The sequence below is a fragment of the Streptomyces sp. NPDC028308 genome (assembly GCF_055565855.1).
The window spans coordinates 1-12,473 of sequence record NZ_JBVHTO010000021.1 but is presented as its reverse complement, the minus strand read 5'-3'; the positions used below and the strand labels follow the sequence as shown (position 1 = coordinate 12,473).

The following is a 12,473-nucleotide window of genomic DNA, read 5'->3' as shown; positions in this document are numbered from 1 at the left end:
TCTCCTTCCGGTCGTACTCGGGCGGTTCGAGATCGGGTGCCGCGTGTCGCGGCGGGTGCCGGGGGCCGTGGTGCGGGCCGCGGCCGGTCTTGGAGTCCCCGCCCGTCCGGCGAGGGTGCCGGCCGGACGGGCGGGGAGGCGGTGTGCCGCCCGCTGGGGCGGCCGGGCTGGTCAGGCGGGCGGGGTGCCCCAGGCGCGTACGGTGCCGAGGTAGGCCGGGATCGCCGGGGCGTCCGTGTAGGACGTGGCCGTGCTCCGGCTGTAGTCACCGACCTCGTCGAAGGCCGACCAGTCGGACTTGCTCATCCGCAGCTGGATGTCACCGGTGTCCTTGCCGGCCCCCAACGTGCCTGATTTGAAGCCGACTTCGAGATAGGCGTCGGCTCCCGCGACCGGTGTGCTCAGCGGCACGACCTTGAGGTCGAGGGCGGAGCAGCCGACGGCCGCGTAGTCGCACCAGGCGTTGACCGTGGCGGAACCGCCGTCCCGGGTGAAGTAGTAGCGGGCGGTGACCTTGGTCAGGTCGACCGCGTCGCTGCCGGTGTCGACGATGCGCAGGTTCGGCTTGATGGCGTTGTCGGTGGCCGAGGTGTCGCTGTTCCGGTAGCGGACGGTGAGGCCTCCGGAGGGCTCCGGACCGCCGCCGCCGGGGTCGGTGGTGACGCTCAGGGCGCTGGAGGGCGCGGAGACGTTGCCGGCGGCGTCACGGGCGCGGACGGTGTAGCTGTAGGCGGTGCCGGCGCTGAGCCCGGTGTCGGTGAAGGTGGTTCCGGTCACCGGCGACGAGGTGGCCTTCGTACCGTCGCGGTAGACGTCGTAGCCGGTCACCCCGGTGTCGTCGGTGGACGCCGTCCAGGACAGGGAGGCGCTCGTCGCCGTCTTCGCGGTGGCCTTGAGGCCGCTCGGGACACTGGGCGCGGTGGTGTCGCCGCCCGGAGTGCCGCCGCCGTCCGTGGGCACGGCCGGGTAGGCGTTCTTGACCAGCATCGCGAACTCGTCGTGGAACCAGTGTCCGGCCAGCGGGGCGCCCGGCAGGGCACCTGTCTTGCTGTTGCCGGCGTTGGGCGCGGTGTACGTGGGGTCGCACATCGGGTCGAGCCGCTTGCCCTCGTCGTTCGGGATGTCGGTGCTGGCGCCGTCGGACTCCCCCGGCGGCTTCACCCACAGGAACGCGTCGAGGTGGGAGTCGGGGTAGCCGGCCGGGGACGCCTGGGGGCGCTGCCCGATTCCGGCGCCCGCGACGTTGCACCACAGTCCGCGGTGGGTGCGGCGGTCCGCCTTGGACTCGCTGATGTAGGTGTCGAGGGTGGTGCTGGTGCTCGCGGCGGTGGGCCGGGCCGCTCCGCCCCAGCCGTTGCGGGAGGTGTCGACGACCATGCCCGTCGCGGCGGGCCATCCGGCGGACACGAGTGCCCGGTGCACGTTCCTCGTGAAGTCGGTCTCGTCGAAGTTCGGGTTCCACTCGTAGTACTTCCCGGACTTGACCATGTTGCCGCCGACCGTCTTGTCCGGGTCGGTGAGGAACGGCTCCTCCAGCGGCGTGTAGTTGGCGACGTTGGTGATCAGTCCGTCGACGCTGACGAGTCCCGCCGTGGTGCCCTTGGCCACGTCCGTGTACAACTGCACGGTCTGGGAGAGGTTGTTGTCCCAGCCGAGCCAGCCCGAGTGCGCGAAGTCCAGGTACGTGTAGACGTTGGGGATGGCGTGCAGTTTGTTCAGGGCGTACCGCACACCCTGGACGTAGATGCCGCTGCTCTTGGCCTGGGCGCACTCCGGGTCCGCGCCGTTGGTGACCAGGTTCGGCAGGCCGTCCGGTTCGATGACCGTGGTGATGCGGACGTCCTGGTACTTCGGGTCGTCGAACACATCGGCGATGGCGTCGATGTATTCGCTCTTGTACCGGTCCAGTCCCGCCTGGGTGAGGGGCAGTTCGCCGTTGGAGGCGAGTGCCGCGCAGTCCCGGCCGGGCAGGTCGTACACGACGAAGGTCGCGGTGACGGGCTGCCCGGGCTTCTTCTGGGCCAGTGCCAGGTCGAGATGGTCGGCCAGGCTCTTGCGGCCTCCGTTGGCGGTGCCGCCGCCGATCGCTGCGATCCGGTCAAGCCACACCGCGGTGGGGTAGGTCGCGACCGTCTCCATCTTCGCCTTGAGCGCGGCGTCGGACGTCTTCGCTGCTGAAGTGCCCACCAGGGCCGTGTAGTCCGGGTTGGTGTAGAAGGTGGCGCCGGCGAACGGGTTGTCGACGTGGGCCTCCGCGGCGGCGGCCGGCTGGGGCGAGAGCTGTCCCGCCACGCCCAGCAGGGCGGTGGCCAGCGTGGTGGCGAGCGCGGCCGTCCGCCATCGTCTGCGGCGGAACCTCGGCGGACGGGCGCCTGCGCGTGGGGTCCGGTCGGTCATGTGCCCTCCTCGTGGGTGTTCTGCGGGTGGTACGAGGTGGTGCGAGGTGCGCCTGGACGGGCGGTCGCCCATCCAGGCACGTGCGTCCGTCCTTCCGTGCGGGGGTGGCCGGGCCCGGCGCGTCGGTCTCGGCGGAGCACCGGCGGGCGCGTCGGGGTGTCGGGGATCAGCTCGCCGCGCAGTGCGGGACGGGTGCGCCGGCGGTGCCGCTCGCGGTGAAGCCGAAGGACGTCGTCCCGCCGGGTGACAGCGAGCCGTTGAAGGCGGCGTTGCGGACGGTGGGCCGGCCCTGGGACGGGGTCAGCGTGCCGTTCCAGAGGTTGGTGACGGTGGCCCCGCCCAGGTCCCAGTCGACCGCCCAGCCCGTGAGGGGAGTCGACCCGGAGTTCCGGACGGTGATCTCAGCCTGGTAGCCGCCACCCCAGGACGAGGCGACACGGAACTGCGCGGTGCACTCGGCGCCGGTCGGCGTCGGTGTCGGTGTCGGTGTCGGCGTCGGCGTCGGCGTCGGCGTCGGCGTGGGTGTCGGTGTCGGTTCGGGGTCCGCGCCGGAGTAGGTCAGTCCGTACCCGTACGGGAAGAGGGGGACCTTCCCGTCGCCGTCGTTGACGGGCTGCTGGGAGGCGCTCTTCATCCACGTCACGGGGAGCTTGCCGGTGGGGGCGTAGCCGCCGAACAGGACGTCGGCGACTCCGGCGCCCTCGGTGCCCGGCAGCCAAGCCGCCAACAGCGCCTTCCAGTCACTCAGTTGGGACGCGATGTCGAGCGGTCGGCCGGAGACGAGCACGGTGACCACGGGCACGCCGCTCGCCTTCAGCCGGCTGAGCGTCGCCAGGTCCTCCTGGTCCAGCCCCAGGCCGCCCGGCCGGTCGCCGCGGCCTTCCGCGTACGGGGTCTCGCCCACCACCGCGACGGCGGCCGTGTAGGTCGCGTCGATGCCGTTCCCGTAGCGGTCGTAGGTGACCCGAGCGGGGTCGGAGACGGCGGCGCGGATGCCCTGGAGGACGGTGGTGCCGTCGGTGACGGCGCCGCTGCGGCCCTGCCAGCCCACGGTCCAGCCGCCGCTCTGGTTGCCGATGTCGTCGGCGGACTTGCCGGCCACGAACACCTTCGCCGTCCTCGGCAGCGGCAGCACCCCTCCCTCGTTCCTGAGCAGCACCTGCGAGGCCCGCACCGCATCCCGGGCGAGGGCCCGGTGCGCGGCGGAGCCGACCCCGGGAGTCAGTGACCGGTCGGTGAACGGGCGCTCGAACAGGCCGAGTTGGAACTTCTTCGTCAGGATGCGCCGATTGGCGTCGTCGACGCGGGTCTGCGCGATCCGCCCCGTGGTCACCTCACCTCGCAGCAGCGTCAGGAACTTCTTGTAGTCGTGCGGCACCATCACCATGTCGACGCCGGCGTTGACGGCCTTGGTGATCTCGGCGCCGGTGAAGCCGCTCTGTCCGTCCAACTGGTCGACGGCGGCCCAGTCGGACACGACGAAGCCGCTGAAGCCGAGTTCGCCCTTGAGCACGTCGGTGACGAGGTACTTGTCGCCGTGCGCCTTCACGCCGTTCCAACTGCTGTAGGTGAGCATCACCGCGCCCACGCCCCGCCGCACCGCCTCCTGGAACGGCGGCAGGTGCACGGCGCGCAGCTCCGCCTCGGAGATCCGCGTGTCGCCCTGGTCGACGCCGCCGGCGGTGCCGCCGTCGCCGATGTAGTGCTTGGCCGTGGCGAGCACGGAGGCGGGGTCCGCGCCCAGGGTGTCGCCCTGGAGGCCGGTGACGAGCGTGGCCATGGCGGCGGGCAGCTCGGGCTTCTCGCCGAACGACTCGTACGTACGGCCCCAGCGGTCGTCGCGGGCCACGCACAGGCACGGCGCGAAGTCCCAGTCGATGCCGGTGGCGGCCACCTCCTCGGCCACCGCCCGCCCGACGCGGCGCACGAGCGCGGGATCGCGTGTGGCGCCGAGCCCGATGTTGTGCGGAAAGATGGTGGCGCCGCGCACTGCGTTGTGGCCGTGGACCGCGTCGATCCCGTAGATCAGCGGGATGCCGAGCGGTGTGCCGAGCGCGGTGCGCTGCAGTGCGTCATAGGTGTCCGCCCAGGTCTGGGCGTTGTTGGGGCTGACCGTGGAGTCGCCGCCGGACAGCACCGAACCGATGCGGTGGGTGGCGAGATCGGAGACCGGGACGAGCGCGTCCTTCTCGATCTGCGTCATCTGGCCCAGCTTGTCGTCGAGCGTCATCCGGCCGAGCAGGTCGTCGACCCTGACCGGCACCGACAGGGACGGGTCCTGGTAGGGGAACGCGGCGGAGGACGTGGACGCCTCGGGCTGGTGCGGTGCGGCGGCGGTGAGCGCGGTGAGGGCGAGGGCCACGGCGCTCAGTGCGGCGACGAGCGCCGGACGCCGGGAGTGCGAAAGGCTCATGCGGGGGGGCCTTTCCGGTCGGGCTCCGGAGGGGCGGGGAAACGGCGGGGTGGCGGGCGGCGGGTTGCTCCGGGGCCCTCCCGTCGGCGCAGGGAAGTGGAGCGGGCCCCGGAGCGGACTGCCGCGGCGGATGCCGGACGCGTGCCCGCGGCGACCGGTCAGGTCGTGGCGGCGCGGGCCGCACCGGTGTCGTGCCGCGAGGACGTCACGCGGTCGTGCAGGCCGTGCCGTTCAGGCTGAAGGCCGCCGGCTTGGCGAACGTGCCGCCGTAGGTCCCCTGGAATCCGAAGGTCTGGCTGGCCCCCGCCGCGATACGCGCGTTGTGGGTCAGGCCGGTCGCCGTGACCGCTCCCGAGGACGGGGTCACCGTGGCGTTCCAGGCATTGGTGATGCGCTGCCCGGAGGGCAGGGTGAACGCCAGTTTCCAGTTGTCGACGGCGGCGGAACCGGAGTTGGTGACCGTGACGTCGGCGGTGAAGCCGCCCTGCCAGACGTTGGTGCCGTAGGCGACCTTGCAGGCGGTGGAGCCGCCGGGCTCGCCCGGGTCGCCGCCGCCTCCTGTGGTGACCGTGGAGCTGAAGGAGTTGACCGCGAGCCCGGCACCGTTCTGCCAGGGCTCGAAGCCGGCCTGAACGCTCGTCAGGTACCAGTTGTTCTGGGCCAGTCCGCGCGCCACGGCCTGGTCGGCGAAGTCCATGACGTCGAAGCTCCAGCTGCCGATCGCGGAGGGGGCGACGAAGGAAAGGACGTCGTTGCCGCCGTTGTTGCCGGACCAGACCTGCCAGGTGCGCCCGGCCACGGTCGCCGTGCCGACCTGCGAGCCCACCGGCTGAACCGGGCCCACCTTGTTGAACCAGATCATGATCTCGGTCCGGTTCACGCCGTCGGTGCGGGGCGTCGGGTCGAGCCAGATGTCGTAGGCCGCGTCGTAGACGGCGTCGTTCACGTAGCCGTAGGAGATGCTGGTCGGCGCGGCGGAGATGGTGCTGAGCTGTGCCGGCAGCTTGGTTCCCGGCGAACAGTTCGTGTAGTGACAGCCGTTGAAGACCGAGGGGTACGACTTCGGGGCGCCGTTGGTCGGCACGGATCCGTCCGCCTGGTTGATCCGGAACCCGGTGTCGGTGGCGGTGATGCACTGGGTGGCGCTGGTGCCCCACCGGTTGTTCTGGACCACGTAGCGGCCTTGGATCGTGGTCGATCCGAACTCTTCACAGATGGTCGTGTCCGCGTGGGCCGGCGTCGTGACGGTGACGAGTGTCGCGACGAGAGCGAGAGCGGTGAGCAGTGCGCCGAACAGGCCACGCGCGGCGCGGGCCAGGTGCGGTAACGGTCGCATGCGGGGGGATCCTCTCTGGGAGGGGCGGCCGGAGTCTTCGGGGGCGTTCCGTCCTCGTCAGGATGGGAGCGCTCCCACTCGCGATTCGAAAGGGACTGTAGGAGTCGCGCATGTCCCTGACAAGAGTGTGGACGGGACGCCGTCGAACCAATTTCGAAGTCCGAGGTCGGAGGCCCTCAGCGAATCAACTTCGTACGGACGTCGAGGAGTTGGGAGCGCTCCCGAAAACATTCGACGGTCGGAGTCCCGGCGCCGTCCGCCCCGAAACAGGGTTCACGTACGCCTCGCACGGAAGGGCTCACGTACCCCTCGTTCGGCACGGTCCTCGTGCGCCTCGGCCCGCTCACGTACGCCTCGGCCGACACCGTTCACGCGGGTTTCGGCCGGTGCGGTTTGCCCACGCCTCATCCGGCTCGGTCCACGTACGGCTCGTTCGGCATGATTTTCGTGGACCGCAGCCGGTTCGGTTCGCCCGGCCGCAGCCGCAGCCGCCGCCGTCGATCCGGCGGGCAAGTGTCGCCGCGCCTCAGGCCGAGTCGCGCAGGACCAGTTCCGTCCGGAGGATGACGTGCCGCCAGGCCACCGCCGGCTCCTCCATCTCCTCCCCCAGCAACCGCACCATGGCCCGGCCGATCTCGTCCACCGGCTGGCGGACCGTGGTCAGCTTGGGGTCCGTGTTCTGGGCCAGCAGGAAGTCGTCGAAGCCGACCACCCCGACGTCGTCGGGCACCCGGCGGCCGGCCGCGCGCAGCGCCGTCAACGCCCCGGCGGCGGTGGTGTCCGAGGCCGCGAAGACACCGTCGATGCCGGGATGCCGCTCGATGAGTTCGGCCATCGCCCGGCGCCCGCTCTCCTCGGTGAAGTCGCCCTCCACGACCAGGGACGGCTCGTCGGCGACGCCCGCGCGCCGCAACGCCTCGCGATACCCGCGCAACCGGCACTGGGCCACGTACATGTCGAGCGGTCCGGTGATGGTCGCGATGGCCCCGCGTCCGCTGTCCAGCAGGTGGGAGACCGCGCTGCGGGCACCGCCGACGTTGTCCGCGTCGACGTACGTCACGCACTCCTCGCCGGTGCGGCGCCCCAGCAGGACGGTGGGCAGACCGGCGTCCGCGAGCATGTCCGGCAGCGGGTCCTGGGCGCGGACGGACATGAGCAGGACCCCGTCCACCCGGCCGCCGCGTGCGTACTCCACGAAGCGCTGCCGTTCGGTCTCGGAGCGGATGAGGGTCAGCAGGAGCTGCATGCCGGTGTCCGTCAGGGCGTCGCCGACCGCGCGGACGACCTCGCTGAAGAAGGGTTCGCCGAAGAGCCGCCAGTCCGTCTCCGTCATGACCAGTGCCACGGCGTCGGCGCGGCGGCCGGCCAGCGAACGCGCGGCCAGATTCGGCACGTATCCCAGCTCCGCGATCGCGCGCCGCACCGCTTCCCGGGTCGAACCGCGCACGCCTGGAGCGTTGTTGATGACGCGTGAGACGGTGCCGCGCCCCACCCCCGCGCGGGCGGCCACCTCCTCCAGCGTCGGGCCGCCGGGACGTCGCCTGCCCATACCCCACCCCACCTCCCACCCGAGATCACCCGATACTACGACCCGGCCGGGTCGGGCACCGGGCGCTCCGCGCACGGGGGTGGGGGCGTAACGGCCTTGGGGCGTGCCGCACTTCGGCCGCACCGCACACATCGGAGTCCGTCAGGAATCGCAGCGCCAGAAAGCCGGAACGCCGGGCAGCCTGAGCGCCGAGAAGAAGTCGAAGCGCCGGGCAGCCGGAGCGGCGGAGAGCCCAACGACGGGCCGACAACGGCGAGTCGGGGAGCGGGTGGCGCGAAACGCCTCCTGCGGGACTCGGCTCCGCGGACGTGCCGGGCGCAAGTCGAGGGGCCCTGACGCCGGTTCGGCGCCAGGGCCCCTGTTTCTACAACACCATCTGCCGGCCTACTGCAGCACCGGCCTTCTGTTTCCGCACGCTCGCCGGGGGGACGTGAGCGAGTGCGGGGATCGCGGATGCGTGACCGTGAGACCACCTTCCGTTCCGGGGCCTGCGGTACCCGGGCCGATCACACGCCCGGGCGATCCTGATGGTGTCGACCTCCTTCGTGCTCGATCTCCGATGGTGCTCCTGCTGTCCCCGCGCACCGTCGACGGCTCCTGTGAGCCGCCGGGTCCGGCAGCCAGCGACAGGACCCCGGCATCCTCCGGCCCTGCCACTCCACTGCCGTGCCCTGCATATGCGGGTCCAGCACACGCGGCGGTTCGCCTCCGCCGCGCCTTGATGACTTCTTGGCTACGAGGACGACGTTAGCGCCCGGCGGCGCCGAATGTCTACTCTCGCCACGACAGATTTCCTCCGACACGAGTGAGCGGAGTTGTGGCGCCCGCGGAGCCGGAAAAGCCATGCGTCGCGGCCCGTTCCGCGGGCGCCCCACCGGACGGGCGTCGGCGGGGGTACTTCGCGCGCTCCCGGGCACTCGTAGACGGCTCGGCGACGACGCCGTCGCCGGGCGCCGTCGGCACGCCGTCCGGGGCCGCGACCGGCGGCCGTCCCGGTGAAGGGCGCCCCGTCGGAGAGGCGCCCGGTGGCGCGTCGGCCCGTTGCGCGATGGGATCGAACAAGTGCGAGGCGGCTGCCCGGGGGCAGAGAGACCCCTGGGAGCCAGACAAGTCTCAGCCGGTGAAGGGATGAAAATCGTGTCACGACCGAGGATCTTGGTAGTGGGAGCGGGCTTCGCGGGAGTGGAGTGCGTCCGGCGGCTGGAACGCAAGCTCGGACCCGACGAGGCCGACCTGGCTCTGGTGACACCGTTCTCCTACCAGCTCTATCTGCCCCTGCTGCCCCAGGTCGCCTCCGGAGTGCTGACCCCGCAGTCGGTCGCGGTGTCCCTGCGCCGCAGCCGCAGGTACCGCACCCGGATCATCCCCGGCGGCGCCATCGGAGTGGACCTCAAGGCCAAGGTCTGCGTGGTGCGCACGATCTCCGGCGACATCGTCAACGAGCGGTACGACTACATCGTGCTGGCCCCGGGCAGCGTGACCCGCACCTTCGACATCCCCGGTCTCGCCGACAACGCCCGGGGCATGAAGACGCTCGCGGAGGCCGTCTACATCCGCGACCACGTCATCTCGCAGCTCGACATCGCCGACGCCAGCGTGGACGAGGCGGAGCGCGCGGCGCGGCTGCAGTTCGTGGTCGTCGGCGGCGGTTACGCGGGCACCGAGACCGCCGCGTGCCTTCAGCGCCTGACGCACAACGCCGTCAAGCGCTACCCCCGGCTGGACCCGAAGCTCATCAAGTGGCATCTCATCGACATCGCGCCGAAGCTGATGCCCGAACTGGGCGACAAGCTCGGCCGCAGCGCCCTGGACGTGCTGCGCAAGCGGGGCATCGACGTCTCGCTGGGCGTCTCCATCGCGAAGGCGGGCCCGGACGAGGTCACCTTCACCGACGGCCGCGTGATCCCGACCCGCACGCTCATCTGGACCGCCGGTGTCGCGGCGAGCCCGCTCATCGCCACCCTGGGCGCCGAGACGGTCAAGGGGCGGCTGGCGGTCACCTCGGAGATGTGCCTGCCGGGCCACGACGGTGTCTTCGCGCTCGGTGACGCCGCCGCCGTGCCCGACGAGGCCAAGGACGTGGAGGGCGCGGTGTGCCCGCCGACCGCACAGCACGCGATGCGCCAGGGCAAGCACGTCGCCGACAACGTCATCGCGACGCTGCGCGGGCAGCGGATGTCGCCGTACGTCCACAAGGACCTGGGACTCGTCGTCGACCTCGGTGGCATGGACGCCGTGTCCCGGCCACTGGGTGTCGAACTGCGCGGCCTGCCCGCGCTGATCGCCGCCCGCGGTTACCACTGGTCGGCGCTGCGCACCAACGTGGCGAAGGTCAGGGTGGCGACGAACTGGGCGCTGAACACGGTGGCGGGCGACGACTTCGTCCGTACGGGATTCCTGGCGCGCACCCCCGCCACGCTGCGGGACTTCGAATACACGGACGCCTATCTGACCCCCGAGCAGCTCCAGGAGCGCGTCGCGAGCCACTGAGGGCCGGTCTTCGCGGAGGGCTCCGCGCCCTCGGGGGACGGTCAGCGTGAGAGGCCGCATCCGGGAGGCGCTGCGGGCCCCGACCGGGGCGGACGCGGACGGAAACCCGCGCCCGCCCCGGTCTACGCTGCCCGGCATGACCGCCAAGCTGCAATGCGTCGTACTGGACTGCTCCGGGCCCCTCGAACTCGCCCGGTTCTACGAGGCGCTGCTCGGCGGGGAGGTGAACCGGCCGGACCCGCGCTGGTCGCTCGGCGAGGACTGGGCGACGCTCCACACCGGCACCGGGTTCGTGCTCGCCTTCCAGCGGGTGGCCGACCATCGGCCGCCCCGGTGGCCGGACCCCGACCGGCCCCAGCAGTTCCACCTCGACCTGGGCGTCCCGGATCTCGACCGGGCCGAGGAGACCGCGCTGGAGTCGGGTGCGGTCCTGCTCGACGGCGGTGACGGGCGGCGCGGCTGGCGGGTGTACGCCGACCCGGCCGGCCACCCGTTCTGCCTGGTCCGGGACTGACCGGCGGGCGGGAGCGGCCGGCGCTCTTTGAGCGGCCGGTGTACGAGATGTGTCGCTGCAGTGCAGGCATGTTCGAACGGGCCCCTCCGATCCGGAGGACGGGGCCCGGGTCGGGCAGACTGTGGCCGGGCCGTTGGGAAAACAGCGGCCTTCCCAGTCATGACCGGCTCCGGCCGGTCGGAGAGTGCCGGTCGTGAACGGAGACTTCCTGCCGGGGCTGCGCGTGCGCCGCAGCGAGCAGGGCCAGGGTGGCGTGCTCATGGCGCTGGTGGGCGAACTCGACGTCCACACCAGCTCTCAGCTGCGGGAGGCCGTCGTCACGGCCGTCCTGCCCGGGAGCACCCGGCTGGTCCGGCTGGACCTGTCCGAGGTCACCTACTGCGACGCCGGCGGGCTCTACAGCCTCCTGGGTGTGACCGACGCCCTGGAGATGATCGGGGTGCCGGTCGAGATCACCTCCACCAGCCCCGCCGTGCGCGCCGTCACGGACACCACGGACCTGGGCGCCCGGCTCCCCCTGCGCCGCACCACGGACGGCCGGGAGGACGACCTCGCGTCGGGCACGCTCTGACGCCGGCCCGCCCACCTCTGGGCCGCGGGCCCGGCCGCTTCCGGCGCGGCACCGCACGGACGCCGCGAAAGGGCTGGCGAAGACGCAAGGGGAACGGTCCGCCGGAACGGTCAGGATTCGAGAAGCGCCGGCCGCCGACCCCCAACTAGCGTGGCGGACATGGCATCCATCGCATCCCTCACCCTGGACGTGGCCGACCCCACGGCCGCCCGCCGCTTCTACACCGAGGCCTTCGGCCTGGACACGCGGCTGCGGCTGCGCGCCTCCGAGGCGCCCAGCTCCGGCTTCCGCGGGTTCACGCTGTCGCTCACCGTGTCCCAGCCGGCCACGGTCGACCACTTCGTGGGCGCCGCCCTGGCCGCCGGCGCCACCTCGCTGAAGCCCGCCGCGAAGTCGCTCTGGGGCTACGGCGGTGTCGTACAGGCCCCGGACGGCGCGATCTGGAAGATCGCGACCTCGGCGAAGAAGGACACCGGTCCGGCCACCCCGCAGATCGACGGCATGGTGCTCCTGCTGGGAGTGGCGGACGTGACCGCGAGCAGGCGGTTCTACGTCGAGCAAGGCCTCGCCGTGGCGAAGAGCTTCGGCCGGATGTACGTGGAGTTCGAGACCGGTCCGGGCTCCGTCAAGCTGGGGCTGTACCGTCGGCGCGCGCTGGCCAAGGACGCCGGCGTCTCCCCCGACGGCACGGGATCGCACCGGCTGACGATCGGTGGCGACGCCGGGGCCTTCACCGACCCGGACGGCTTCGCCTGGGAGGCCGCGTCGCCGGCGGTCACGGTCTGACGGGAAAACCCGGTGCCGTTCGCGGCGGGGCCCGCCAGGATGAGGATCATGACTGGCGAGACACCCGGGGGAACCCGGCGGGACGTGACGGTCGACGGGCGCCCGCTCGCCCTGTGCCCACCTCGGCGTCACCTGCAACGCCGTCGACCCAGGGCCCGACGGACACGGGGTGGATGGCCGAGGAGCAGAAGGCGGAGATCACCCGCCTCACCCCGCTGGGCCGTCTCGGGGTCCCGCGGGACTGCGCGCGTCTGGTCACCTTCCTCTGCTCGGCGGAGGGCGGATGGATCAACGGCCAGCTGCTCCAAAGCAACGGCGGCCTCGGCTAGGGCCTGTCGTTTGGATCAGGTCGGCCGTGACAGACGGTTCGTCCCGGCCGACCCGAGCGGGGTCTGGTGCGTGCAGCTGCAAGGCGGA

8 protein-coding genes and 1 pseudogene are annotated in these 12,473 nt (G+C 71.9%); 5 read left to right on the top strand and 4 right to left on the bottom strand.

What is annotated here, in order from left to right; translation table 11 throughout:
• Window positions 1-171: 171 nt before the first annotated feature.
• From ACZ4VA_RS37460 to ACZ4VA_RS37445, 4 genes are all read right to left on the bottom strand, one after another.
• The gene (locus tag ACZ4VA_RS37460; protein WP_356239682.1) at window positions 172-2,397 is read right to left on the bottom strand and encodes a glycoside hydrolase family 6 protein; all 2,226 of its coding nucleotides are present in this window, start codon (window positions 2,395-2,397) and stop codon (window positions 172-174) included.
• 166 nt (window positions 2,398-2,563) lie between these two features.
• Window positions 2,564-4,810: a glycoside hydrolase family 3 N-terminal domain-containing protein gene (locus tag ACZ4VA_RS37455; protein WP_468084381.1), complete on the bottom strand. Its 2,247-nt coding sequence runs from the start codon at window positions 4,808-4,810 to the stop codon at window positions 2,564-2,566.
• A 205-nt stretch (window positions 4,811-5,015) separates the two neighbouring features.
• Entirely contained in the window at window positions 5,016-6,146 is a 1,131-nt protein-coding gene (locus ACZ4VA_RS37450; protein WP_356239673.1) for a glycoside hydrolase family 12 protein, read from the bottom strand.
• Window positions 6,147-6,672: 526 nt separating this feature from the next.
• Window positions 6,673-7,695 (bottom strand): LacI family DNA-binding transcriptional regulator, encoded by a 1,023-nt coding sequence (locus ACZ4VA_RS37445; RefSeq protein WP_468084379.1) that lies wholly within the window; start codon window positions 7,693-7,695, stop codon window positions 6,673-6,675.
• A 1,128-nt stretch (window positions 7,696-8,823) separates the two neighbouring features.
• Here ACZ4VA_RS37445 and ACZ4VA_RS37440 point away from each other — a divergent pair.
• The 5 genes and pseudogenes from ACZ4VA_RS37440 to ACZ4VA_RS37420 form a co-directional block, all read left to right on the top strand.
• Entirely contained in the window at window positions 8,824-10,185 is a 1,362-nt protein-coding gene (locus ACZ4VA_RS37440) for an NAD(P)/FAD-dependent oxidoreductase (RefSeq protein ID WP_356173837.1), read from the top strand.
• 136 nt (window positions 10,186-10,321) lie between these two features.
• Window positions 10,322-10,699, top strand: coding sequence for a VOC family protein (locus ACZ4VA_RS37435; RefSeq protein WP_356239668.1), 378 nt, complete (start codon window positions 10,322-10,324; stop codon window positions 10,697-10,699).
• Between the two features lie 193 nt (window positions 10,700-10,892).
• Window positions 10,893-11,270: an STAS domain-containing protein gene (locus ACZ4VA_RS37430; RefSeq protein ID WP_356173831.1), complete on the top strand. Its 378-nt coding sequence runs from the start codon at window positions 10,893-10,895 to the stop codon at window positions 11,268-11,270.
• Window positions 11,271-11,429: 159 nt separating this feature from the next.
• On the top strand, window positions 11,430-12,056 hold the full coding sequence (locus ACZ4VA_RS37425; RefSeq protein ID WP_468084375.1) for a glyoxalase: 627 nt from the start codon (window positions 11,430-11,432) through the stop codon (window positions 12,054-12,056).
• A 115-nt stretch (window positions 12,057-12,171) separates the two neighbouring features.
• Window positions 12,172-12,385 (top strand): annotated as a pseudogene (locus tag ACZ4VA_RS37420) (SDR family oxidoreductase); the annotation flags it as partial.
• Window positions 12,386-12,473: the final 88 nt, after the last annotated feature.